Consider the following 23,496-nt stretch of genomic DNA (forward strand, 5'->3'; position numbering starts at 1 on the left):
TCTAGACAAGACTCAGGGCCGCCAGCATGCCGTGTACCGAGGAAGGCCAGCCGAACTCCTCCGCGCGGGCCCGGGCGGCGGCCCGGCGCCAGGGTTCCGGGGCGGCCAGAAGATCTTCGACCGCGCCGGCGAACGCCCCAGCGTGATCGTCCACTGCCGCTCCGCAGTCGGGCCGGACGATCTCGCGCAACGCCGACGAGGCCGACACGACCACCGGTGTCCCCGAGGCAAGGGCCTCCAGCGCGGCGAGCCCGAATGTCTCATGTGGACCCGGTGCCAGCGAGACATCGGCCGTGGCGAGCAACTGGGCCACATCCATCCGCGACTGCACGAACCCGAGGAACGTCACCGGCAGCCCGGATGCCCTGCGGCGCAAGGAGTTCATGCTCGGCCCGTCCCCGGCCACGACGAGCCTGGCGCTGTGCCCCTCGGCGTGCAGCCGCGCGAGGGTGTCCACGCTCCGCTCGACGTGCTTCTCCGGCGACAGTCGTCCACAATGGACCAGAAGGGTCTCCGCATCCGGTGCCAGATCCCGGCGCAGCGAGTCGCTTCGGTTCTGTGGCGCGAAGGTCGCGAGGTCGACGCCGAGCGGGACGCGGCGGACGTTGGTGGTGCCGATCCGGTCGAACTCCTCGCGGGCGAACTCCGTCGTGCACACCACGGTGTCGTACGCGGCGGCCATCCGGCGGTTGGCGAAGTCGGCGACGCTGCGCGCCCACGGCGAGGGCAGCAGGAACTGTTCCAGCAGCCGGTCGAGGCGTTCGTGCGAGATGACCACGCTCGGCACGCCGTGCTCACGTGCCCAGCGGCCCATCCCGCGCAGGGTCAGCCGGTCGGAGACCTCCAGGCGGTCGGGTCTCAGCCGTTCCAGCAGCTTGCGGACCCGCCACGGGTCGACCGCGCGGTAGCCGCCGGTGCCGGGGATCCGCGGCGCGGTCAGCGTGATCCTGCGCACCCCGCCCGCGATCCACTCGTCGGCCGGCCTTGTCCCAGGGACAACGAGGATCACCTCGTGCCCCTGGGCGCTGTAGCCCGCGCCGAGGTGGTGCAGGGCGGTGCGCAGGCCGCCCGACTTCGGTCCGTAGAAGTTGGCGAGCTGGACGACCCGCATCACGCCGCCTGGGCCAGCCGGGTCACCGCGTCGTAGTGACCCATCAGCTCGTCGCAGATCGCCGGCCAGGTGCGGCCCTGGACGGCCCGCCGCCCGGCCGCCGCGAACTGGGCCCGCAGCGCCGCGTCGGCCAGCTTGTCGACCGCGGGCCGCAGCTCGGTCTGCAGGTCGCTGAGCAGGTAGCCGGTCTTGCCGTGCTGAACGAGGTCACGGGGGCCGCCGGAGTCCGGCGCGATGACCGGCACACCCGAGGCCATCGCCTCCTGCACGGCCTGGCAGAACGTCTCGTGCGGTCCGGTGTGGACGAACACGTCCAGGCTCGCGTACGCCTCGGCCAGCGGTTCTCCGGTGCGGAAGCCGAGGAACGCCGCCCGCGGCAAACGTTCGCGCAGCCGGTCCATGTCCGGCCCGTCCCCCACGACGACCACCCGGACCCCGGGCAGGTCGCTGACCGCGGCGAGCTTGTCGACCTGCTTCTCCGGCGCCAGCCGGCCCACGTACCCGACCAGCAGTTCGCCGTGGGGCGCCAGCTCGTCGCGCAGGGCGTCGTCGCGGCGTTCCGGCTTGAACAGGGCGGTGTCGACCCCTCGTCCCCAGCGGAACACGCGGGGGATCCCGTGGTCGACCAGGGACCGCACGGCCTCGCTGGACGGGGCCAGGGTCCGGTCGGCGAACGAGTGCAGGCGTTTGATCCAGCGCCACGCGGCTCTTGCCCCACGGGCAAGCCCGTACGCGGACGCGAACCCCGCCACATCGGTCTGGTAGATCGCGACGGTCGGCACCCCCAGGCGCCGGGCCGCGCGCAGCCCCCCGAACCCCAGCACGAACGGGGACGCCAGGTGGACGACGTCCGGTTCGAAGTCCAGCAGGGCCGTGGTGACCTTCGGCCCGGCCACGCCGATCGGCAGCGACGTGACGACCGGCACGTCCACGGCCATGGTCCGGACGACCGGAGCGTCCAGGTAGTGCTCCGGCCCGGGGCCCGGGGCGACGATCAGCGCCTCGTGCCCGTGTGCCCGCAGGTACTCGACCACCCGCAGAACGGAGTTGGTCACGCCGTTCACCTGCGGCAGGAAGCTCTCGGTGACAATGGCGACTCGCACGGCCTCACGATGAGCCCGGATCCGAGCACTGCGGCGACGGGCGCGTGACCAGCCGGGGAACGAAGCCGAAACTTCCAACGTGTGGTTTTGCCATCCCCCGCTGGACATCTCCCCGTCGCCGGAAGGACACCCAGCGCGGTCACTCTAGGTCGGCATGACCCTCTTGTCATCGCGCCCACCCAGGCCTGTGGAGCCTGGTCTGCTGTCCAGGGCCCTGGAAGTGGCCGGGCGACTGGCCAATGACGCCACAGATGTCATCACAGCGACCGCCGGGCGTGGGGCGCGGCCTGGTGGCAAGGATTCGCCCTTCGACTGGGTCACCGACACCGACCGGACCCTCGAACGGCACACCCGCCGGGTGCTGACCGCCGAGTTCCCCGGGTTCCCGGTGGTGGGCCAGGAGTTCGGCGCGGACCTTGGCTCCGAGGAGGCCGAGTACCGCTGGGTGGTCGACCCGGTGGACGGCACGGCCAACTACGTCGCCGGAGTCCCGTGGTGTGCCTACAGCCTCGCGCTGGTGGACGCCTCCGGGCCGGTCGTGGGCGTCGTGGCCGACCCGTACCGCGGCCAGATCTACGCCGCCGCCAGGGGCCGTGGTGCGCGGGCCAACGGCGTGCAGGTGTCGCTGACCGACAGGTTCACGTGCGCGCGGGCCATCGTGTGCACGGAGCTGACCCGCACCGGGCCGTGGCCGGGGATGGGCGGGTTCATCGAACGCGCGGCCCTCGCGCACGCCGGGGTGCGGGTGCTGGGGTCGGCGGCATTGGCCATCGCTCAGGTCGCACTGGGTCACGCCGCCGCGGCCGTGCTGCACAGCTACCACGAGTGGGACGTGGCGGGCGCTGTCGCTTTGGCGATCGAGGCCGGAGCCGTCGTGTGGGACCGGCACGGCTCGGACACCGCGCTACCCGTCGACGGGCTCCTGGTGGCCGCGCCAGGGGTGTCGGAGGAGGTCCTCAGCTGGTGGCAGGAAACCGCCACCGCCTGAGGACTGGAGGCGGTCTCGGCGGTCAACCGGCCGGTTCGGCCGGAACCTCAGCGGGCCCGGCGGGAGTCCGCGAAGTGGGCTGAGCCGTGCGGCGCAGCAGCCACACCAGCGGAACCACGATCAACCAGGTGAACAGGACGAGCGTGCCGGCCGGCATCAGCGACAGGTACGCCCCGCGCCCCGCGACCTTGACCAGGTCCGGGTGGGCCTCGTCGTACTCCACCTCGACCAGCTGCCCCACCTGCAGGCCGCTGGGGTAGCCCACGCCGTCCGGCGGGAGGTGCACCGCCCCGTCCGGCGTCTCGTACTTCACCAGGGTCCGGTCGAAGGCGACCGAGACCACTTCCGCGGTGGTCTTGACCGACCGCGAGTTGAGCCCGGCGTCCTCCCGGTAGGCCCCGATCACGAGGGTGATCGCGAGCAGCGTGACGACCGCCCCGAGGCTGATCAACACGATCGCCGCGACCCGGCGGACCTTCGCTGCCACGCCCGCACCCTAACCCCCACCCCAACCCACCCCCTCCCCGGCGTGTCCCCCGTTCGCCGCCCCCGTGTCCCACGTTCGCGGACCCCGTGTCCCACATTCGCGGGCCCCGACTTCCCTCGAACGGGGAACTCGGGGCCCGCCAATGGTCGACACACCCCCCACGAATGTGGGACATGCGCGGGGATGGGGTCAGTGCTGCTGGGCGAGGATCTCGTGGGTGTACTGGATCTGGTCGATGGACTTGGGTTTGGCGTGTGCCGCCTTGGCGGACAGGCCCGCGGGGGCCGGGCCGTTCGGACCCTCGGCCGGCTTGCCCTTGGTGAACAGCCAGGTCTGGAAGAAGTCGAACAGCGGTTTGCCGCTGATCTTCTCGGCCAGCGCGATGAACTGCTCGATGGTGGCGTTGCCGTAGCGGTGCTGCGCGGTCCAGGTCTTCAACAACGTGAAGAACGCGTCGTCGCCGATCTTGGTGCGCAGGGCCTGCAGCGTGATGCCGCCGCGGTCGTACACGGCGCCGTTGAACTCGTTGCCGGAGCCCGGTTCGGCCACGACGAACTGCCAGAACGGGTCGTTCGCCGGGTAGAAGTCGTACCAGTACTGGGCGACCTCGGCGGCCGTGCCCTCGTTCTCGTGCTCCGACCACAGGTACTGCGCGTAGGTGGCGAAGCCCTCGTTCAGCCAGATGTTGCGCCAGGTCTGCACCGACACCGAGTCACCGAACCACTGGTGCGCCAGCTCGTGCGAGATGACCGAGGTGTTCGCGCCGCGGCGGAAGAACCGGTCCGAGTACACCGGGCGGGTCTGGTTCTCCAGTGCGAAGTTCAGCCCGGTGCTGGCCACGCCGCCCTGGGCCTCGAACGGGTAGTCGCCGAACACCGACGACTCGAACTCGATGATCTCACCGGTGCGCTCGATGCTGGCGCGCGCCGACTCCGCGTTGTCACCGAGGTCCTCGCCGTAGGCGGTCACGATCGGCTGCCCGTTCGGGGCGGGCTGGGTGCGGATCTCGAACTGGCCGATGACGATGTACGTCAGGTAGGTGGCCTGCGGCTTGAGGCTGCGCCAGTTCCACCGGGTCCAGCCGTTGATCTGCGGGGTGGTGCCGGCGAACGTACCGTTGGAGATCACCTCGGTGCCGTTGGGCACGGCCACCGACACGTCGAACGTGGCCTTGTCGGTCGGGTGGTTGCTGCTCGGGAACCACCACGGCGCGATGTCCGGCTCGTCGACGGCCAGCGTCGTGGTCGGGGTCTTCTTCCAGGCGGTGAACCCGGTGGCGTCCTTGACCGTCGACGGCGTGCCCTCGTACTGCACGACCACGGTGAGGTCGGCGCCGTTGGCCAGCGGCCGCGGCGGGGTCACGACGACCTCGCCGACCGCGGCGGTCCTGGTCTGCGCGGGGAGGTTGTTCACCCGGATGGACTTGATCGGCAGCAGGAAGTCCAGGTCGAAGCTGGACAGCTCCTGGGTGGTCTTCGCGGAGATCGTGGTGGTGCCGGACAACAGGTCCGTCGCCGGGTTGTACGTCAGCCTGATGTTGTAGTGCGAGACGTCGTACCCGCCGTTGCCGGCGTTGGGGTAGTAGGGGTCGCCCGCACCCGGTGCCCCAGGAGCGGGTGCCGCGGCGGCAAGTGATCCGAACAAGACCGTGGCGATTCCGGCCGCTCCGGCGGCCAACGCCAGTCTCGATCGCTGAAACATGGTTATTACCCCTCCAGGTATCGCGAAAGGTTGTTCGAACCTATCCACCTGGACGATGGGTCAATACCTGCCAAAGTACGTATCCCACGGGCTGGAACTACCCAAAAACGGCATCCCCGACGACTGCCCGCATTCGGGCGTGCAGGTCCCGCAAACGTGCCCGATCGGCCCTGACCTCGCACACCTTTAGGCCGTTCGGCGGACTGAGCGCTTCCCTGAGCTGGTCAGGCGATTCGGCCAGGACATAGGGCACGTGGTGGGCGTCGCACAATGAGCGCAAATCGGTGCCGTGCGGGGTGCCGAACACCGTTTCGAAGCTGTCCCGGTACTGCGCCGCGCCTTGTTCCAGCAACGAGAAAATCCCGCCGCCGTCGTCGTTGAGCACGACGATCGTCAGATCCGGCTGGCGTTGTCCCAGTCCAGTCAGCAGTCCATTCGAGTCGTGCAGGAATGTCAGGTCGCCGATCAACGCGTAGGACGGCCGCCCGGACCCGAGCGCGAGGCCGATCGCGGTGGAGACGTTGCCGTCGATGCCCGCCACGCCGCGGTTGGCGTGGATGGCGATGTCCGTGCGGGTCTCGGCGACCAGGTCGACGTCCCGGACCGGGTTGGACGAACCGAGGAACAGCAGCGAGTCCGGCGGCAGCGCGTTCACGACGTCCCGCGCGACCCGCATGCCGGACGGCCAGAGCTCCTCCTCCAGCACCTTGTCCACCGCCGTCGCGGCCCGTTCCGCCGCGGTCCGCCAGGCCATCAGCCACTCCGGGTCATGGCCCTGCACGTATGCCAGGTCGGTGGTGTCCAGCCAGCCGCGCACGTGGATCGCCACGTACTGCGGATCGGTCCACTGTGGATGGTCGCCGATCCCGTACACCGGCGCCTTGCCCATCAGCCCGCGCACACCCCGGGACAACGTCGGCCGCCCGACGACCAGGACCGCCTCCGGCCGCAGGTCCTCGGCCCTGTCCAGCAACCCCAGCAGCAACGGCCCGCAGCGCAGCACGCTCGCGCCGCCGGTGTGCGCGACCGGCTCGGCGATGATCGGCCAGCCGGCCCGCATCGCCACCTGGCACGCGGCCGCGGCCCGGTCGGTCCGGCCGCTGCCGACCACCATCAGCGTCCGGGCCGGCAACGGGAAGTCCACCCGGCTGCCCGCCACCGAACGCGCGGGCGCCGACGTCGTCCAGCGTTCGTTGTCCGGGCGGCCGTCCAGCGACTCCGGCCAGTCGCCGCCGAACCCGGGCAGCAGCGGCTCCCGGAACGGCACGTTGATCTGCACCGGGCGACCGGACTCGGCCTGCGCGATGGCCCGGCAGACCAGCCCGCGCCAGACCGGGTTCAGCCCGGCCCGCCGCTCGGCCACCGGGAAGTCCACCAGGATCGCCGCCGGGGCGAACAGGTTGCGTTGGTCGATGGTCTGGTTGGCGCCGCTGCCGTGCAGCTCCGGCGGCCGGTCCGCGGAGATCACCACGAGCCCGATGCCCGAGTGGTAGGCCTCCAGCACGGCGGGGTGCATGTTCGCCACAGCCGTGCCCGAGGTGCACACCACGGCCGCCGGGCGGCCGGTCGCCCTGGTCAGGCCCATCGCGAGGAACGCGGCGCCGCGCTCGTCCACCCGGACGTGCATCCGCAGGCGCCCGGCCCGGTCGGCCTCGAACAGCGCCACGCTCAGCGGCGCGTTGCGGGACCCGGGGCAGACGACGACATCCCGCACGTCGTTGCGCACCAGCTCATCGATGATCACCATGGCCTGCGCGGTCGACGGGTTCATCGCCTTATCCTCGCAAACGTGTCTGAGAGTGTCGTTTCGGAGTTGTTCGACCCGAAGGCCTGGCGCGCGGTGCCGGGTTTCGAGTTCACCGACATCACCTATCACCGCGCGGTCGGCACCGGCGCCGTGCGGATCGCGTTCGACCGCCCTGACGTGCGCAACGCCTTCCGCCCGCACACCGTCGACGAGCTCTACCGGGCGCTGGACCACGCCCGGATGAGCTCCGACATCGGGTGCGTGCTGCTGACCGGCAACGGGCCCTCGCCCAAGGACGGCGGCTGGGCCTTCTGCTCCGGCGGCGACCAGCGGATCCGCGGGCGCACCGGGTACCAGTACGCGGCCGGTGAGACTTCGGACACCATCGACCCGGCCCGCGCCGGGCGGCTGCACATCCTCGAGTGCCAGCGGCTGATCAGGTTCATGCCCAAGGTCGTCATCGCCGTCGTGCCCGGGTGGGCCGCGGGCGGCGGGCACAGCCTGCACGTGGTGTGCGATCTCACCCTCGCCAGCGCCGAGCACGCCCGGTTCAAGCAGACCGACGCCGACGTGGGCAGCTTCGACGGCGGCTACGGCTCGGCGTACCTGGCCCGCCAGGTCGGCCAGAAGTTCGCCCGCGAGATCTTCTTCCTCGGCCGGACCTACACGGCCGACGACATGCACCGGATGGGTGCGGTCAACGCCGTGGTCCCGCACGCCGAGCTGGAGTCGACGGCGCTGGAGTGGGCGCGGGAGATCAACGGCAAGTCGCCGACCGCGCAGCGGATGCTGAAGTACGCGTTCAACCTGATCGACGACGGCCTGGTGGGCCAGCAGCTGTTCGCCGGGGAGACGACCAGGCTCGCGTACATGACCGACGAGGCCGTCGAGGGCCGGGACGCGTTCCTGGAGAAGCGTTCCCCGGACTGGTCGCCGTTCCCGTACTACTACTGATGCGCCAAGTTGCTGGGATAACGCCGGAAGCGCTGCTGGAGCACCTGCCAGCAGCGCTGGACGGCTCTGGACCCGCACTGCTGCCAGGGGATTCGCCGGGCCCGGCCGGTGTCCTGGCGCCGAACGAGGACTCCCCGCACGACCCGACCGCGGTCCTGGTCCGGACCTCGGGCTCGACCGGGGAGCCGAAGGAGGTTCTCCTGGCCGCTTCGGCCTTGCGTGCCTCTGCGATGGCAACGCACACCCGATTGGGTGGACCTGGGCGCTGGCTGCTGGCCACTCCGGCGCGGTTCATCGGCGGGATCCAGGTCCTCGTGCGGTCGTTGGTCGCCGGGTTCGATCCGGTGGTGATGGACCTCAGTTCCGGCTTCCGCGCGGAGGCGTTCGCTGAGCGGTGCCTTGAGCTGCTTTCGTTGCCGGGAAGGCATTACACGGCGCTCGTGCCCACCCAGCTCGCCCGCCTGCTGGCGGGCCCCGCCCGGGAGGCGTTGGCCGCCCTGGACGGGATCGTGCTGGGTGGAGCACCCCTGAGTCCCGAACTCCGCGCGGCGGCTGAAGGTCTGCCGATCGTGTCGGCGTACGGGATGAGCGAGACCGCCAGTGGCTGTGTGTACGACGGCGTACCGCTCGATGGGGTGAATGTGCGGCTGGTCGACTCCCTGGTGGCAATCTCCGGGCCGGTGCTCGCCCGCGGCTATCGAGGGCGGCCGGACCTGACCGCGAAGTCCTTCGTGGACGGCTGGTTCGTCACCTCGGACCTCGGCCGGTTCACCGGCGGACGGCTGGAGATCCTCGGCCGCGCCGACGACGTGATCAACACCGGCGGGGTGAAGGTGCCTGCCGCCGCCGTTCAACGGTTGCTGGAGCAGCACGTCGACGCGGCCTGTGTGGTCGCGTTGGACGACCCCGAGTGGGGTCAGATCGTCGCGGCCGCGGTGGTCGGTCCGGATGCCGATGTGGACGGTCTGCGTCAGGCTGTGCGTGACTCCCTGGGAGCACCCGCTGTGCCGAAGGTGTTGCGGGTGATCGACGAACTGCCGTTGACCGGGCCCGGAAAGGTGGACCGGATTGCTGTGCGTAGGTATCTGACCGGATGACTGTTCACTTCTTACGCCATTCAGTCCTTCTTGGTTGACACTTAACCATCGACTCCGTTTGGCTCTGCCCCATGAGAAAATGGCTCGCGGCCGCGGTCTTACCGGTCGCATTGGTTGGCTTCTCGGTGCCGGCTTCCGCCAGTGGCACGCTCACCCTCAGCATCCCGGTGGGCTCGTACGACCAGGAAAGCAACAACGTCACCGTCACCAGCGGCACGTTGACCCTCGGGCAGAGCGCGGCGCGGACGTTGACGCCGGTGCGCACCGGGATCGCGTCCTACGCGCCGTTCACCTTGAAGGAACCGGTGAACACGGTGTCCGCCAAGGTGTCCGCGTCGGTGCCGCGCGACTCCGAGCTGGCCGTTGACGTGCGCGGCGTGCAGCCGGACGGCACGTGGACCGAGTGGACGGAGGTCACGTCGTCATCGGCCGCGGTGTTGCCGATGTCCACATCGGTCGTCCAAGCACGCCTAGTGCTGACTACACCCGACGGCAGTGACAGTCCTGCCGTGCGGGGCGTCGACCTCACGTTGTCGCAGACCAACGCCCGGCCGACCGCGGAGATCCAGGCCGCCGGTGTCGCGTACCGGGTCTACGCGACGCGCGAGGGCCTGGTCGGCGGCACCACCGCGAACGGGCACGTCATCACGTCCCGCGACCACTTTGTAGCACTGCCGTCGCGCCGCGGCCTGTCCAGTAAGGGCACGGGCACCTACACCGTGCAGGTGTGCTCGTCGGCGGGTCGTTGCGAGTGGGCGCCGGTCTGGGATGTCGGGCCGTGGAACACCACGGACGACTACTGGAACGCCTCCCGGCAGCGCTGGACCGACCTGCCGCGCGGCAAACCCGAGGCCCAGGCCGCCTACCAGGACGGCTACAACGGCGGGAAGGACGAGTTCGGCCGCAAGGTCGGCAACCCCGCGGGCATCGACCTGGCCGACGGCACCTTCTGGGACGGCGTCGACCTCGCCGACAACTCCTGGGTCACCGTGACCTACCTGTGGACCGGGTCCGGCCCGAACGGCTTCGTCCGCACCGCCAGCGACCCGCTCAATGTCCGGTCGAGCACCAACACCAGCTCGTCGGTCGTCGGGCTCGCCGCCAACTACGCGCAGGTCAGGGTCATCTGCCAGCAGACTGGGGAGTCCGTGTCCGGCAGCCAGGGCACGTCCAACATCTGGTACCGCATCGCCACCGGCAAGTACGTGGCGAAGGCGTACGTAACTGGGGTCACCGGCGCCACAGCCTGCTGAATTGCGACACTGTCCGCATGGCGACAGTCGCGCAGTGGATGGCGGGCGCACGCGTCCGCACGTTGCCCAACTCCGTCTCACCGGTGCTCGTCGGCGCCGGTGCGGCGGTGGCGATCGACGGTTTCGTGTGGTGGCAGTCGGTGCTGGCGCTGCTCGTCGCGGTGGCGTTCCAGGTGGGGGTGAACTACGCCAACGACTACTCCGACGGGATCCGCGGCACGGACACCGAGCGGGTCGGCCCGTTGCGGCTGGTCGGTTCGGGGCTCGTGCCGCCGGGTGCGGTGCGGGCCGCGGCGTTCGCGTGCTTCGGGTTCGCGTGCGTGGCGGGGCTTGTGCTCGTCCTCACGTCCGGGCACTGGTGGTTGCTGATCGTCGGCGTGGTCAGCGTGCTCGGCGCGTGGTTCTACACCGGCGGTAAGAACCCTTACGGCTACTTGGGTTTCGGCGAGCTGGCGGTGTTCCTGTTCTTCGGGCCGATCCCGGTGCTGGGCACGTTGTACGTCCAGAGTGGACGGATCAGCTGGCTGGGCGTGGTCGCTTCCGTTGCCCTGGGGTGTTTCTCGGCGGCGGTGCTGGCCGCGAACAACCTGCGGGACCGGCCGAAGGACGCCGAGGCGGGCAAGCGGACCCTCGCGGTCCGGCTGGGCGACACCCGGACCCGTTCGCTGTACAGCGTTCTGACGTTGCTGCCGTTCGTCGTGACGCTGGGGCTGGCGTTCATCAACCCGTGGATGCTGCTCGGCCTGGTGGCGACGGTGAAGGCGATGCCGCCGGTCCGGACCGTCCTCAGTGGAGCGACCGGCCCGGCGCTCATCCCGGTGCTCAAGGACACCGCGCTAGCGATGCTGATCTGGGCGGTCGCGACCACGCTCGGTGCTGTTCTGTAGCCGGTTTATTGCCACGTTCCCGATTCGAAGAACTCGGCCAGCACGCGGTAGTGCGGATCGAGGTCGAGTCCTTGTTTGGCAAGCCATTCGTCGTTGTAGTAGGTGTGCGCGTACCGTTCGCCGCCGTCGCACAGCAACGTCACGACGCTGCCTTCCCGGCCCGCGGCCAGCATTTCCGCGATGATCTGGAACGCGCCCCACAGGTTGGTACCGGTGGACCCGCCCACCCGGCGGCCGAGAATGCCTTCCACGTAACGGATCGCGGCGATCGAGGCGGCGTCCGGGACCTTGATCATCCGGTCGATCACCTGGCCGACGAACGACGGCTCGACGCGGGGCCGGCCGATGCCCTCGATGCGGGACCCGCGGCAGCCGGTGAGGTCGGGCTGGGTGTCGCGCCAGGCGTCGAAGAACACCGAGCACTCCGGGTCGACGACAGCCAGGTGCGTGCGCATCGACTGGTAGCGGATGTAGCGGCCGATGGTCGCGCTCGTACCGCCGGTGCCCGCGCCGACCACGATCCAGGCGGGTTCGCGGTGCGGTTCCAGGGCCATCTGCTGGAACATCGACTCGGCGATGTTGTTGTTGCCGCGCCAGTCGGTGGCGCGTTCGGCGTGCGTGAACTGGTCCATGAAGTGGCCGTCGAGCTCGTTGGCCAGCCTGCGGGACTCGGTGTACATCGCGCTGGGTTCGTCGACGAAGTGGCACTGGCCGCCCTGGCGTTCGATCAGCGCGATCTTCTCGGTGCTGGTCGACGCGGGCATCACCGCGATGAACGGCAGGTTCAGCAGGCGGGCGAAGTAGGCCTCGGAGACCGCCGTCGAACCGGACGAGGCCTCGATGACCGGGGTGCCCTCGGTGATCCAGCCGTTGCACAGGGCGTACAGGAAGAGGCTGCGGGCCAGCCGGTGCTTGAGCGAGCCGGTCGGGTGGGTCGACTCGTCCTTGAGGTAGAGCTGCACGCCCCAGTCCGCGGGCAGGGGGAACGGCAGCAGGTGCGTGTCGGCGCTGCGGTTGGCGTCCGCCTCGATGATCCGGACGGCCTCGCACACCCACTCGCGGGTTGTCTCGCTACATCGGTCCACAGAGGTCACGGGAGGACAGTAACAATCAGGACACCCTTCCAACCGGGTCCGCGCGCGCTCCGTCCAAGGTTCATGCGCAGCATCCTCGTCGTGGCGTCGGTCGTGTTATCGCTGGTCGGCGTGTCACCGCTGGCCGCGCAGGCGTGTGCCTGCGGCGGGTTCGTGGGGGACCAGAAGGTGCAGGTGCGGCAGGAGACGGCCATCGTCGAGCTGGCGCCCGGCCGCGAGACCGTGACCATGCAGTTCGCCGCGGAGACCACAGCAACTCGCGCGGCCTGGGTGATGCCCGTGCCGGGTCCCGCCGACCTCTCGCTGGGCAACGCGGAGGCGTTCACCTATCTGGCCGATTTCACCAAGCCTTCGTACGAGGACGTGCGCGGGCCTTCGGGCGGCGGCGGCGCCAAAGCCGCTGCCGCCGCTCCCGGTGCCGCCGTCGAGGTCACCCAACAGGTTGACATCGGCCCGTACTCCACGGCGCAACTGACCGGCACCGACTCGACAGCGGTGGCCCAGTGGCTGTCCACGAACGGCTTTTCCCTCCCACCCACCCTCGCGACGGGCCTAGCGCCATATTTGTCCGAGGGCTGGTCGTTGACCGCCGTACGGCTGACCGCCGGGCAAGGAAACCTCCGCGGCAACCTCCCACCCCTCAAGATCACCTTCGCCACCTCGTCGCCGGTCTACCCGATGCGCCTCTCCGGCCAAGCGACCTCCCCACAAGCCCTGCGCCTCTACGTCCTCGCCGACCACCGGATGGACGCCACCTCCCCGGTCCCGGGCTGGACCATGGACCTGTACTTCGCCGGCCGCGACACCACCAGAAACACCTACGTCACCCGCTACGACGGCACCTACCCAGACCCAGCAAGAATCACCCAGGACATCAAGTTCACAAAAGCCCCAACCGACAACCCCCACAAAACCGTCCTGACCAGATACGTCCCGAACACCGGCTCGGAAGCCCCCAGCATGACCTGGCTGTTCGTGGCAGGAATAGCAGTCCTCATCGCAATCCTAATAACAGGGGCAATAACCGCCTACACCCACCGCCGCCGCCTGAACAAAAACTAACCCACACCCACACCCAAGGAATGCCCCGCCCCGCTCTGGCGATGCCCGCAGGCATACACCGGCGACCGATAGGCCCCGTCGCGGCCCCGGATCGGAACGCTGGGGGCGGCACCGATGGCACGTACGCGGCATCGTGTGAGACCATTCTGGCGCCTCCTCACACCACTTCGGCGCCTGGTGCGCCCGCAGCACCGACACTCCAACCACCTCAAGATCACCCACCATCCGGTGGTCCACAGGCGGAGGCGGTTTCAGGCCCCGGCTCATTGGGCATTCGGTGGTGTGAGCACTGGATTACGCACTATTGAAACGGACATTCCCGCCAGGTTGGACCGGTTGCCGTGGTCGCGGTTCCACTGGCGGGTAGTGATCGGACTGGGGACTGTCTGGATTCTGGACGGGCTTGAGGTCACCATTGTTTCGGCGATCGCGTCGCGGCTGACGGAGGCCGGTGCGGGTGTGCACATGACGGCGGCGGATATTGGGATCGCGGCCGCTGTCTACGTTGCGGGGGCGTGTCTGGGGGCGTTGTTCTTTGGGCAGCTTACGGATCGGTGGGGTCGTAAGCGGCTTTTCATGATCACGCTTGCGGTGTATTTGGCCGCGACGGTGGCGACTGCGTTCACGTTCGCGCCGTGGTATTTCTTTGTCTGCCGGTTCTTCACCGGGACAGGGATCGGCGGGGAGTATTCGGCCATCAACTCCGCTATTGACGAGTTGATTCCCGCGGCGAAACGCGGGCGCGTCGATCTCGCTATCAACGGCAGTTACTGGGGCGGTGCGGCGATCGGCAGTATCACGTCGATCCTGTTGCTGAACACCGAGATCTTCGCTCCGGGGATCGGGTGGCGGCTCGCGTTCGGGCTCGGCGGGATTCTCGCGCTGGTGATCATCCTGGTTCGCCGGCACGTGCCGGAAAGCCCCCGGTGGCTGTTCATCCACGGCCGCGAGGACGAGGCCGAACGCATTGTCCGGGACATCGAACGGGAGGTCGGCGGCGAGCTCGCCGAACCCGAAGGCAAAATCGAGATCCGGCAACGCCACCACATCCCGTTCCGGGAGATCGCGAAAGTCGCCTACGAGCGCTACCCGAAACGCGCGATGCTCGGCCTCGCCCTGTTCATCGGCCAGGCATTCCTCTACAACGCCGTCACATTCGACCTCGGCACGATCCTGAACACCTTCTACGGCGTTTCCTCCAGCCAAGCGCCGCTGTTCCTGGCGCTTTTCGCCGTGGGCAACCTGATGGGCCCGCTCGCGCTCGGCCGGCTGTTCGACACGGTGGGCCGCAAACCGATGATCACGGCGACCTATCTGGGTTCCGGGATCATCGTCGCCGTGATCGCGCTGCTGGCCGGGAACCTCACCGTGTGGCCGTTCATTCTGTTGGTGTGCCTGGCTTTCTTCGTCGCGTCGGCGGGCGCCGGGGCCGCGTACCTGACGGTCAGCGAGATCTTCCCGATGGAGACGCGTGGGCTCGCGATCGCGCTGTTCTACGCCGTCGGCACCGCGGTCGGCGGGATCACCGGCCCGCTGCTGTTCGGCGAGTTCATCCACAGTGGACAGATCAGCCAGGTGTCGCTCGGCTTCCTGATCGGCGCGGTGATCATGGCGCTCGCGTCGGTCGCCGAGCTGCTGTGGGGCGTGAACGCGGAAGGCAAGTCGCTGGAACGGATCGCCCGCCCGCTCACCGCGCTCACGAAGGGTCGTAGATCGCACGGAACTGTGGCAGAACCTCAGGGTGATTGACCTTCAGGAAGTCGATCAGCTTCTCCCGCAGCTCACACCGCAGATCCCATGAACTGGGCGCGTCCGCGGCCGAAGCGAGCACCCGGACGACCATTGTGGACGGTGTGGAGTCGACGACCTGAACCACCCAGTCCCGTTGGTCCCACAACGGCGACGCCTCGACCAGACGCTGGGTCTCGGTCCGGATCGCGTCGATGGGCGCGCCGTAGTTCAGGTGCAGCACCACCGCGCCGAGCACGCGGGTCTCGTGGCGCGTCCAGTTCTGGAACGGGTTCTTGGTGAAGTAGGTCGTCGGCAGCACGAGCCGCCGCTCGTCCCACAGGTGCACGACGACGTATGTGAGCGTCATCTCCTCGATCCGGCCCCACTCGTCCTCGACGACCACGACGTCGTCGAACCGCAGCGAGTCGGTGACCGCCAGCTGGATGCCCGCGAAGACGTTCGTCAACGTGGTCTGCGCGGCCAGGCCGCCGATCACCCCGACGATCCCCGCGGACGCCAGCAGTGACGCGCCGAGCGTGCGGAGCTGCGAGAAGGTCATGAACATCGACGCCAGTGCGAGAACCGTCACAGTGGCCGCGGTCAGTCGCCGGACCAGCGCCACCTGGGTGCGCAGCTTGCGGATCCGCCGGTTGTCCGGCACGTCGAGGCGCAGCCGTTGCAGCGCGAAGTCCTCGATGACGAACAGGAACCGGACGACCAGCCAGGCCGCGGCCCCGATCAGGACCAGCAGCACCGCGTGCCGGACGCCGCTGACGACGCGGTCCTCGTTGTCGTACAGGACCGAGTACACCGAGGCCACGACAAGGACCGTGACGAACGGTTTGTGGCAGTGTGAGTGCAGTTCAGTGAGGGTGTGGCGGTAGCGGCGGCGGGCGACGAACCGCACCACGAACCCGACCAGCCACCCCACGACGAGGGCGGCGACCGCGGCCACCGCGACAGCCAGGATTGTTTTCAGGACCACCCATCCCAGCGTGAGGCAAGATCAGCCCGAACGCGAGCCTGGCAGGTCAGGCGTCTTCTTCGTCACCGCGCAACTGGGCGCGCAGCTTGTCCCGCTCGGCCCGGCGGACCTCACCGCGCTCGGCCATCCCGGCCGCCACCCGGTCGTTCAGCCCGCGCAGCAGCACCATGCTCAGCGGGTACGCCGCCACCACGGCAACCGCCAGCGCCACGAGCAAAGGAATCTTGAACATCACGAGCACCGCCGTGACCACGGCGACCAGCGCGATACGGGCGACCGTGTACAGCACGAGGTCGCGGCGGAGACTGCCTTCCACGCCGCTCACCCTACTCGGCGTCCCCGGTGTTCGGACGCCCCTCGAACCGGGTGGACAGCACCACCGTGGTCCTGGTGCGCGCGACGCCGCTGATCCGGCGCAGGCGGCCCAGCGTGCGTTCCAGGTCGTCGACGGTCGACACCCGGACCTTGGCCACGAAGGCCTCGTCCCCGGCGACCGCCCAGCAGGACTCCACTTCCGGCAGCTCAGCGAGGGCAAGGGCGATGTCGTTGTCCATCGCGCCCTCGGCCGGCTGGATGCCGACCAGCGCGGTGACCCCCAAACCTATGGCCCGCGGGTCTACGGTGGCGTGGTAGCCGGTGATGACCCCGCTGGCCTCGAGCTTGCCGACCCGCTCGTGCACGGCCGACGCCGACAGCCCGACCTGGCGGCCGAGCTCGGCGAACGTCGCGCGGCCGTTCAGCCTGAGCTCGGTGATGATGCGACGGTCCAAGTCGTCCACGCGGGCAGCCTACGCGCGCCGCACCGGCTGTCCTTCGTGGGCGTTTTGCCCCTTACTACCTCTTTACTATCACATAGCCGTTCGAGTACCCGATGGTCGAGATGCCACGATGCAACCGGTTCGCCGGAAATCTCGGCGAAGATCTCAAGGAGGCGGATGTGACCACCACCATGGGGCACGTGGGCGAGCGGTTGCTCACCCCTGGCGAAGTCGCGGCCCTGTTCCGGGTCGACCCCAAGACCGTGACCCGGTGGGCGACCGCCGGCCGGATCGGTTCGATCCGCACCCCCGGCGGGCACCGTCGGTTCCGTGAGTCCGAGGTGAAGACCCTGCTGGCGGAGCTGACCACCGAAGCCAGTCATAACGACTGATACCACGTTCCGCCATCGGACGTATGCCTTGGCGGCACGCTGGTGCGAAACGGGCTAACCTCGGGCATGAGACCCGAGGAGGTGGCGGGATGCTGCTGTACTTGCTCGCCGCGGTCGGAGCGCTGACAGTGGCGGTGCTGCTGTGGCGGGCGTTCGGATCGCAGTCGGCCGCCGTACCCACACGGCGCGAGCGCGGCCGCGGCGTCGTCGCCCCCGATGACGACCCGGAGTTCCTGCGCGGTCTGGACGAGCGCAACAAGAAGGCCGGCGACGACCCGCCCGGCTGAGTAAAGAGCAGTCGTGGCGAACCCTCGTGGGTGACCGGAGTGGTCACTTACGAGGGTTCTCTTGTATCCGGCCCTGGTCCCGCCCCAAGCCGTCCTTTACCCAGAGCCGCGTCCTTTACCTCCGCTGTGGCTCTCCCGGCCCTGCGCCCGGGATCTTTCGCCCCGCCACGGCCGGGTGAGGGTGGAGCGGTGGGCGCTGGCTCATGGGCGGCGTGCGAACCATGGCCGGTTCCGTCAAGCGATCCGGTGTCATGTGATCGAGCTGATCCGGGGATTGCAGGCGGATCGGCTTTCACAAGCCCCGCGGAGGCGATGTGGGTGGAGCCAGCCGCTGCCGGCTCCACCCGGGTGGGTTACCTGTCGTGGGGGAAACCGTCTGCGACTGTGGCCGCCATCTCCAGCAGTGCCAGGCGGGTTGCGGGCTGCAGGCGGTCGAGCTCGATCTCCGCGCCTTCTTCCAGGTGAGGATCGAAGGGGATCTGGCACACCGCGCGGCACCGGGCGCCGAAGTGCGCCGCGAGTTTCTCGAGGTCGACGCTGCCGGACTTGGGGCGCACGGAGTTGATCACCGCGACGGACCTGGCCACGAGGTCGCGATACCCGTGTGCGTCCAGCCAGTCGAGGGTCGCCGAGGCACTGCGCGCGCCGTCGACCGAGCCCGACGAGACGACCACGAGGGAGTCCGCGAGGTCGAGAACGCCCTTCATCGCCGAGTGCATCAGTCCCGTGCCGCAGTCGGTCAGCACGATGTTGTAGAAGTGCTCCAGGAGGGCCACCGTGCGGCGGTAGTCGTCCTCGCTGAAGGCCTCCGACACGGCCGGGTCCTGTTCGCTGGCAAGGACTTCCAGGCGGCTCGGGCCCTGTGAGGTGTACGCGCGGACGTCGCTGTACTTGGTCACGCGGCTCGCGTCGCGCAGGAGGTGGCGGACGGTCGCCGTGGTCTCCAGGGGGATCTTCTGGCTGAGGGTGCCCCGGTCGGGGTTCGCGTCCACGGCGATCACCCGGTCGCCGCGCAACGACGAGAAAGTCGACCCCAAGGTGGTGGTGACTGTGGTCTTGCCCACACCACCCTTCAGGCTCAGCATCGCGATCTTGTAGCACCCCCGCAGTGGCTGGTTCACCCGCAGGATCAGCTCCCGCCGCTGCTGGTCCTCCGCGCTCTCCCCGACGTTCACCACACCGCCGGTCGCCGAGTACAACGCCTTGCGCCAGCCGGACTGCGGCCGCCGCTTCTCCTGCTTGATCAGGCGCGAGGTTGCCAGCTCGTGGCCCGGCTGCTGCGGGGCGAACTGTTGCTGCGGCGCATACCCGGGGTGCACGGGAACGGGCCCGGAACCACCCGGAACGGGATAGGGACCCGAACCGCCCTGCTGTACCGGATACGGCCCACTGGGCACCTGGTGCGGACCGGAAGCCCCGGGAACCTGGTACGGCCCCGAGCCACCCGGCACCTGATACGGACCGGACCCGCCGGGCACCTGGTGCGGACCAGAGGCACCCGGAACCTGATAAGGCCCAGACCCACCCGGAACTTGGTAAGGCCCGGAACCGCCGGGCACTTGGTGCGGACCAGATGCCCCAGGCACCTGGTACGGCCCCGAGCCACCGGGAACCTGGTAAGGCCCGGAACCGCCGGGGACCTGGTACGGACCCGAGCCACCAGGAACTTGGTGCGGACCGGATCCACCTTGCACCGGCCCGGAACCTCCCGGCTGGCCGGAGCCCCCAGCGCCGGAAGCGTCCGTCACCTGGTAGGGGCCGGAAGCCCCCGAAGCGTCCGGCACCTGGTACGGGCCGGAAACGGCCGGGCCGCTCTGCGCCGGGACAGCCCCGGAGGACGACCCCGTCTGCGCCGCGTACGACCCGGAAGCCCCGCTCTGCGCGGGAAACGACCCAGATGACGGTCCGGTCTGAGCCGGATACCCCGAAGAAGACCCGGTCTGAACGGGAAAGGCGCCCGAACCAGGCCCGGTCTGCGCGGGGAAGGCGCCCGAGCCGGGTCCGGTCTGAGCGGGGAACGACCCCGAGGTCGGCCCGTTCTCGGTCGGCGGCGCGGCGGGGTAGAGCTGCGAGTCGGTGGCCGGCTCCTCGTAGAGCTCCGGCTGGTTCTCAGCCGTTTCCTCGGTGTCCGCGCTGCCGTCTGGGGGCGGGGCCTGCCAGGCCACCTCGGGTCGCTGGGCGGATTCGTCGTAGCGTCCAGTCACCGCCGGGGTCCCTCCTGCGGACATCAAGGATCGAGACCACCTCGACCATCCCGTGCGACGGTAGTCGCCGGAGTGCTCGCAGGTCGAACAGGGTTGCCCTTTTGGTACTGACGGGTTACCGCCGGGTCAGCCGTTGGCGTACGAGTGCAGTCCGGCGGTGACGAGGTTGATGAAGAACAGGTTGAACACGGTGGCCGCGAACCCGACGATGTTGATCCAGGCCGCCTTGCTGCCGCGCCACCCGGCGGTGGCCCGCGAGTGCAGGTACGCCGCGTAGATCACCCAGGCGACGAACGCGACCGTCTCCTTGGGGTCCCAGCCCCAGAACCGGCCCCACGCGGCTTCGGCCCAGATCCCGCCGCAGATGACGCCGAAGGTGAAGATCGGGAACGCGATGATCGTCATCCGGTAGGCGAGCCGGTCCAGGACGTCGGCCTCGGGAAGCCGCGAGGCGAGTTTCACGAACTTGGTGTCGTCGCCGTCGTACCGCGAACGCACCAGGTAAAGGATGCTGGCCACGCCCGGGACCAGGAACAGGCCGGACGCACCCGCCGCGGCCGACACGTGGATCACGAGCCAGTAGGACTGCAGCGCGGGCTGCACCGGCGCCGCGTTCGTGTACAGCACCGTCCCGGCCAGGAACATCAGGATCACGATCGGCAGCAGCACGAACCCGGTGACCCGGCGGACCGGGAACTTCCGGATCATCACCAGCCAGGTCGCCACGGCCACGAAACACACCGTGGCCATGTACTCGTACATGTTGCCCCACGGCACGCGGCCGGTCGCGAACCCGCGCAGCACCAGCGAACTGAAGTGCAGCACCACGCCGAGGGTCAGCAGCGCGGCGCCCATGCGGCCGAACCGATCGGCGCGGTTGCGCTCGACCCGCCGGCCGCCGGTCGGGCGCGCCGGGGCGACTTCCTCGGTGATGGCCGGGGGGCCGCCGACGGTGGCGAGCTGGCGCGCGACCACCTTCTTGGCGCGCTCCCGGGTGTTGGCCTGCTCCATCACCGCGAAGATCATCGCCAGCACGTAGACCAGGACCGTCGTGGTGTAGGTCCAGTCGCTGAACCGCGCGAGGGTCTCGTTGACCATCAGTGCTTACCTCCAAGGACCTGGCCGGCCAGCCTGGTGAACTCCTCGCCGTATCCGGCCTGGTCGGTGCGGGCGAGCCCGCCGACCTCGACCACGGTACGGCCATCTTCGCCGGGTGCGGCGCGCACCCACAGCCTGCGCCGCCGGATCGTCAGGGACGCGCCGATGCCCAGGATGATCAGGATCGCGAAGATGAGCACGTAGAACTGGCCCGGATCGTGTGAAACCTGCAGGTAGACCCACTTTTTCACGCCGTCGAAACGCACTACGGTGCCGTCGTCGAGCTTGACGTCCTGCCCAGGCAAGAGGTTCTCCCTGGCCACGGACTTGAGCCTGCCGTCGTCGACCATCTGCTGGTCGACGGTGAAGATGTTCTGGCCGCGGCCGTTGTCGATGCCGAGGTCGCCGCGCAGCACCTCGATGGCCACCGCGGGGTTGTCCAGCGCGGGGAAGCTGGAGTCCATCAGCTTGCCCTGGAACACCGCGGTCGGCGCCAGCAAGCCCGTGATGGCCAGCTGTTTGGTCCTTCTTTCCCGCGCGTCGGTGATGCCCGGCGGGTCGAACTTCGTCGCCCCTTCGGACAGCAGCGTGACGTTGTTCGTCGGCCGCCACTGCGTGTCCATCGTGCGCTTCTCGCCGTTGGGGAACGTCACCGTGAACACCGGCGCGTAGCCGTTGCCGAGCAGGTAGATCCGGTCGCCCTCGGTCCGCAGCGGGGAGTTGACCTGCAGCTGGTAGTCGCGCCAGGTGCCGGTGTCCAGGTCGTCGCCGGACTGGTACTGCAGGTGCGCGTTGAACAGCTTGGCCTGGCCGGTCGGCAGCCACTCGGCGTCGAACTGGTTCACCTTCAGGCAGAACGGCGACAGGTCGGTGCCGTCGACGCGCAGGCCGGGGTGGAAGGAGTCGTAGCCGAGTACGCCGGAGTTGCAGAACTCCTGGCTGCCATCGGCTTTCACGATGACCTGGCCCTCGTAGCCGAACAGCTTGCCGACGGCCAGCGCGACGATCAGGCCGAGCATGGCGAAGTGGAAGACGAGGTTGCCGGTCTCGCGCAGGAAGCCCTTCTCCGCCGAGATGGTCCGGGCGCCGCCGTCCTCCTCGCGTTCGACCAGGCGCCAGCCCTTGAGGTTCTGCTTGGCCTGCTCGATCACCGCGGCGGGCTGGTCGTCCAAAGTGGACTCCGCGTGGTGCGGCATCCGGCCGAGGTTGCGCGGCGTGAGCACGGGCTTGGCGCGCATCTGCTTGAGGTACTCCCAGAGCCGCGGCAGCAGGCAGCCGACCAGGGAGATGAACAGCAGCAGGTAGATCGCCGAGAACCAGACGCTGGCGTAGACGTCGTAGAACTGCAGCGTGTTCAGCAGACGGCCCCACCAGCCGTGCTGCTCGATGTAGTCGGCGACCTTGTTGGTGTTCAGCGACCGTTGCGGCAGCAGGGCGCCGGGCAGGGCGCCGAGCGCCAGCAGGAACAGCAGGATCAGCGCGGTGCGCATCGACGTGAGGCCACGCCAGGTGTTGCGCAGGAATGCGATCACAACGGCAGCCTCAGGTCGCTGACGAACGCGTAGCGCAGCCACGCGATGAACTCGCCCCACAGCCCGGTGATCAGCAACACGCCCACGGCGAACATCAGCACGCCACCGAAGATCTGCACCTTCCGGCCGTTGCGGCGCAGCCACCCGGTCGCGCGGACCGCCCAGCGGGCGCCGAGCGCGATCAGCAGGAACGGGACGCCCAGACCGAGGCAGTAGATGAGGACGAGGAAGATCCCGCGCGCCGCGGCGCCGCCGGTCGTCGTGGCGATGGTGAGCACGCCGCTGAGCGTCGGGCCGATGCAGGGCGTCCAGCCCAGACCGAAGATCGCGCCCAGGATCGGCGCGCTGACCAGGCCGCCGCGCGGGAGTTTGTGGAACCGGATGTCGCGTTGCATGCCGGGCACGAACCCGGTGAACACCAGCGCCATCAGGATCATCAGCAGGCCGCCGCCGCGCTGCAGCCAGTCCTCGTTGATCGTGAGCTGGTCGGACAGCCACACGAGCCCGCCGACGGTGATCGTGAAGACGACGGTGAACCCGAGCACGAACAGCCCCACGGCCCCGACCACCCGCAACCGGCCCTTCTTCGCCTCCTCATCGGCGTCGACGGCAGGCGTGTCCGCGCCCACCACCGTCGCGAGATACGCGAGGTAGCCGGGCACCAACGGCACGACACACGGGGACGCGAACGAGATCATGCCCGCGAGCAGCGCCAACCCACTCGCGAACAACAGCGGCCCGGACGCCGCGATCTCGGCCGGATTCACACCAAGGAGCGTAAGCAAGCCCCTTGACACCCTCACCCCCGGCACCCAGGACCAAGGTCCCGCCCGCACCTTTCCCCAGCTCCGCCGCAGAGATCGCCCCTCCGGGCGGACGAGTGACACCCCGCTGAAGTGCGCATATGGGGAGGGCCTGCCCACCGGAGCGGGAGTCAGGAGCCACGTGGGGTCAGGGGCCGGCTGGTGTCCCGCGCCGGAACTCCGGCGCCTTTGTCCGGCGGATCCAGGTTTTCAGGCGGACCT

22 protein-coding genes are annotated in these 23,496 nt (G+C 69.2%); 9 read left to right on the forward strand and 13 right to left on the reverse strand.

The features are described 5' to 3' along the window. Position 1 precedes the first annotated feature (1 nt). On the reverse strand, positions 2–1,111 hold the full coding sequence (locus AB0J95_RS36175; protein WP_364768434.1) for a glycosyltransferase family 1 protein: 1,110 nt from the start codon (positions 1,109–1,111) through the stop codon (positions 2–4). Further along, entirely contained in the window at positions 1,111–2,214 is a 1,104-nt protein-coding gene (locus tag AB0J95_RS36180) for a glycosyltransferase family 1 protein (protein WP_364768437.1), read from the reverse strand. Before AB0J95_RS36180 ends, AB0J95_RS36175 begins: the two co-directional genes overlap by 1 nt. Before the next feature lie 154 nt (positions 2,215–2,368). Between AB0J95_RS36180 and AB0J95_RS36185 the strand changes: the two genes are divergently transcribed. Then, the gene (locus tag AB0J95_RS36185) at positions 2,369–3,202 is read left to right on the forward strand and encodes an inositol monophosphatase (protein ID WP_364768440.1); all 834 of its coding nucleotides are present in this window, start codon (positions 2,369–2,371) and stop codon (positions 3,200–3,202) included. Positions 3,203–3,224: 22 nt separating this feature from the next. On the opposite strand, the gene AB0J95_RS36190 is transcribed toward AB0J95_RS36185, so the two are convergent. From AB0J95_RS36190 to menD, 3 genes are all read right to left on the reverse strand, one after another. Beyond that, positions 3,225–3,689: a DUF3592 domain-containing protein gene (locus AB0J95_RS36190; RefSeq protein WP_364768443.1), complete on the reverse strand. Its 465-nt coding sequence runs from the start codon at positions 3,687–3,689 to the stop codon at positions 3,225–3,227. Between the two features lie 189 nt (positions 3,690–3,878). Next, complete coding sequence (locus tag AB0J95_RS36195; RefSeq protein WP_364768446.1) at positions 3,879–5,390, reverse strand: M1 family metallopeptidase; 1,512 nt, start codon at positions 5,388–5,390, stop codon at positions 3,879–3,881. 97 nt (positions 5,391–5,487) lie between these two features. Then, entirely contained in the window at positions 5,488–7,161 is a 1,674-nt protein-coding gene (menD, locus tag AB0J95_RS36200) for a 2-succinyl-5-enolpyruvyl-6-hydroxy-3-cyclohexene-1-carboxylic-acid synthase (RefSeq protein WP_364768448.1), read from the reverse strand. Between the two features lie 18 nt (positions 7,162–7,179). Here menD and AB0J95_RS36205 point away from each other — a divergent pair, with 18 nt between their 5' ends. The 4 genes from AB0J95_RS36205 (at position 7,180) to AB0J95_RS36220 (ending at position 11,328) form a co-directional block, all read left to right on the forward strand. Next, entirely contained in the window at positions 7,180–8,091 is a 912-nt protein-coding gene (locus AB0J95_RS36205; protein WP_364768451.1) for a 1,4-dihydroxy-2-naphthoyl-CoA synthase, read from the forward strand. Further along, the gene (gene menE / locus AB0J95_RS36210) at positions 8,091–9,188 is read left to right on the forward strand and encodes an o-succinylbenzoate--CoA ligase (protein WP_364768453.1); all 1,098 of its coding nucleotides are present in this window, start codon (positions 8,091–8,093) and stop codon (positions 9,186–9,188) included. Before AB0J95_RS36205 ends, menE begins: the two co-directional genes overlap by 1 nt. Positions 9,189–9,259: 71 nt before the next feature. Beyond that, positions 9,260–10,441 carry a hypothetical protein gene (locus AB0J95_RS36215; protein ID WP_364768456.1) on the forward strand — a complete coding sequence of 394 codons (1,182 nt, stop codon included), beginning with the start codon at positions 9,260–9,262 and terminating at the stop codon, positions 10,439–10,441. Positions 10,442–10,458: 17 nt separating this feature from the next. Continuing rightward, entirely contained in the window at positions 10,459–11,328 is an 870-nt protein-coding gene (locus AB0J95_RS36220; RefSeq protein ID WP_364768459.1) for a 1,4-dihydroxy-2-naphthoate polyprenyltransferase, read from the forward strand. Between the two features lie 5 nt (positions 11,329–11,333). Here AB0J95_RS36220 and AB0J95_RS36225 read toward each other — a convergent pair whose 3' ends face one another. Beyond that, positions 11,334–12,422 carry a PLP-dependent cysteine synthase family protein gene (locus tag AB0J95_RS36225; protein ID WP_364768462.1) on the reverse strand — a complete coding sequence of 363 codons (1,089 nt, stop codon included), beginning with the start codon at positions 12,420–12,422 and terminating at the stop codon, positions 11,334–11,336. 63 nt (positions 12,423–12,485) lie between these two features. On the opposite strand from AB0J95_RS36225, the gene AB0J95_RS36230 reads away from it, so the two are divergent. Together AB0J95_RS36230 and AB0J95_RS36235 are read left to right on the forward strand one after the other, a co-directional pair. Next, positions 12,486–13,484 carry a DUF2330 domain-containing protein gene (locus tag AB0J95_RS36230; protein WP_364768464.1) on the forward strand — a complete coding sequence of 333 codons (999 nt, stop codon included), beginning with the start codon at positions 12,486–12,488 and terminating at the stop codon, positions 13,482–13,484. Between the two features lie 114 nt (positions 13,485–13,598). Continuing rightward, the gene (locus tag AB0J95_RS36235) at positions 13,599–15,233 is read left to right on the forward strand and encodes an MFS transporter (protein ID WP_364768465.1); all 1,635 of its coding nucleotides are present in this window, start codon (positions 13,599–13,601) and stop codon (positions 15,231–15,233) included. Here the strand turns inward: AB0J95_RS36235 and AB0J95_RS36240 are convergent. From AB0J95_RS36240 to AB0J95_RS36250, 3 genes are read right to left on the reverse strand one after another with little or no spacing between them, the layout of a single operon-like run. Further along, positions 15,181–16,200: a mechanosensitive ion channel family protein gene (locus AB0J95_RS36240; protein WP_364768468.1), complete on the reverse strand. Its 1,020-nt coding sequence runs from the start codon at positions 16,198–16,200 to the stop codon at positions 15,181–15,183. The genes AB0J95_RS36235 and AB0J95_RS36240 overlap by 53 nt on opposite strands. A gap of 46 nt (positions 16,201–16,246) precedes the next feature. Then, positions 16,247–16,516, reverse strand: a complete 270-nt coding sequence (locus tag AB0J95_RS36245; protein ID WP_364768470.1) for a DUF4229 domain-containing protein — start codon at positions 16,514–16,516, stop codon at positions 16,247–16,249. 10 nt (positions 16,517–16,526) lie between these two features. Further along, entirely contained in the window at positions 16,527–16,979 is a 453-nt protein-coding gene (locus AB0J95_RS36250; RefSeq protein WP_364768473.1) for an Lrp/AsnC family transcriptional regulator, read from the reverse strand. A 170-nt stretch (positions 16,980–17,149) separates the two neighbouring features. Here AB0J95_RS36250 and AB0J95_RS36255 point away from each other — a divergent pair, with 170 nt between their 5' ends. Continuing rightward, positions 17,150–17,350 carry a BldC family transcriptional regulator gene (locus AB0J95_RS36255; RefSeq protein ID WP_364768620.1) on the forward strand — a complete coding sequence of 67 codons (201 nt, stop codon included), beginning with the start codon at positions 17,150–17,152 and terminating at the stop codon, positions 17,348–17,350. Positions 17,351–17,442: 92 nt separating this feature from the next. Further along, on the forward strand, positions 17,443–17,637 hold the full coding sequence (locus AB0J95_RS36260; RefSeq protein WP_364768623.1) for a hypothetical protein: 195 nt from the start codon (positions 17,443–17,445) through the stop codon (positions 17,635–17,637). Positions 17,638–17,990: 353 nt separating this feature from the next. Here AB0J95_RS36260 and AB0J95_RS36265 read toward each other — a convergent pair whose 3' ends face one another. The 4 genes from AB0J95_RS36265 to AB0J95_RS36280 form a co-directional block, all read right to left on the reverse strand. Then, positions 17,991–19,331, reverse strand: a complete 1,341-nt coding sequence (locus AB0J95_RS36265; RefSeq protein ID WP_364768626.1) for an AAA family ATPase — start codon at positions 19,329–19,331, stop codon at positions 17,991–17,993. Positions 19,332–19,967: 636 nt separating this feature from the next. Further along, positions 19,968–20,942 carry a c-type cytochrome biogenesis protein CcsB gene (ccsB, locus tag AB0J95_RS36270; RefSeq protein WP_364768629.1) on the reverse strand — a complete coding sequence of 325 codons (975 nt, stop codon included), beginning with the start codon at positions 20,940–20,942 and terminating at the stop codon, positions 19,968–19,970. Further along, complete coding sequence (locus tag AB0J95_RS36275; RefSeq protein ID WP_364768632.1) at positions 20,939–22,429, reverse strand: cytochrome c biogenesis protein ResB; 1,491 nt, start codon at positions 22,427–22,429, stop codon at positions 20,939–20,941. Before AB0J95_RS36275 ends, ccsB begins: the two co-directional genes overlap by 4 nt. Before the next feature lie 38 nt (positions 22,430–22,467). Then, positions 22,468–23,238, reverse strand: coding sequence for a cytochrome c biogenesis CcdA family protein (locus AB0J95_RS36280; protein WP_364768476.1), 771 nt, complete (start codon positions 23,236–23,238; stop codon positions 22,468–22,470). Between the last annotated feature and the right edge of the window lie 258 nt (positions 23,239–23,496).

This window comes from Actinocrispum sp. NPDC049592 (assembly GCF_040675465.1).
GTDB lineage: Bacteria > Actinomycetota > Actinomycetes > Mycobacteriales > Pseudonocardiaceae > Kibdelosporangium.

Bases quoted from the DNA above. Each gene is read 5' to 3' on its own strand.
- AB0J95_RS36220 (WP_364768459.1), top strand. From the start codon at position 10,459: ATGGCGACAGTCGCGCAGTGGATGGCGGGCGCACGCGTCCGCACGTTG.
- AB0J95_RS36230 (WP_364768464.1), top strand. From the start codon at position 12,486: ATGCGCAGCATCCTCGTCGTGGCGTCGGTCGTGTTATCGCTGGTCGGC.
- AB0J95_RS36275 (WP_364768632.1), bottom strand. From the start codon at position 22,429: ATGCGCACCGCGCTGATCCTGCTGTTCCTGCTGGCGCTCGGCGCCCTG.
- AB0J95_RS36255 (WP_364768620.1), top strand. From the start codon at position 17,150: ATGGGGCACGTGGGCGAGCGGTTGCTCACCCCTGGCGAAGTCGCGGCC.
- AB0J95_RS36185 (WP_364768440.1), top strand. From the start codon at position 2,369: ATGACCCTCTTGTCATCGCGCCCACCCAGGCCTGTGGAGCCTGGTCTG.
- menE (WP_364768453.1), top strand. From the start codon at position 8,091: ATGCGCCAAGTTGCTGGGATAACGCCGGAAGCGCTGCTGGAGCACCTG.
- menD (WP_364768448.1), bottom strand. From the start codon at position 7,161: ATGAACCCGTCGACCGCGCAGGCCATGGTGATCATCGATGAGCTGGTG.
- AB0J95_RS36215 (WP_364768456.1), top strand. From the start codon at position 9,260: ATGAGAAAATGGCTCGCGGCCGCGGTCTTACCGGTCGCATTGGTTGGC.
- AB0J95_RS36195 (WP_364768446.1), bottom strand. From the start codon at position 5,390: ATGTTTCAGCGATCGAGACTGGCGTTGGCCGCCGGAGCGGCCGGAATC.
- AB0J95_RS36235 (WP_364768465.1), top strand. From the start codon at position 13,599: ATGGCACGTACGCGGCATCGTGTGAGACCATTCTGGCGCCTCCTCACA.
- AB0J95_RS36175 (WP_364768434.1), bottom strand. From the start codon at position 1,111: ATGCGGGTCGTCCAGCTCGCCAACTTCTACGGACCGAAGTCGGGCGGC.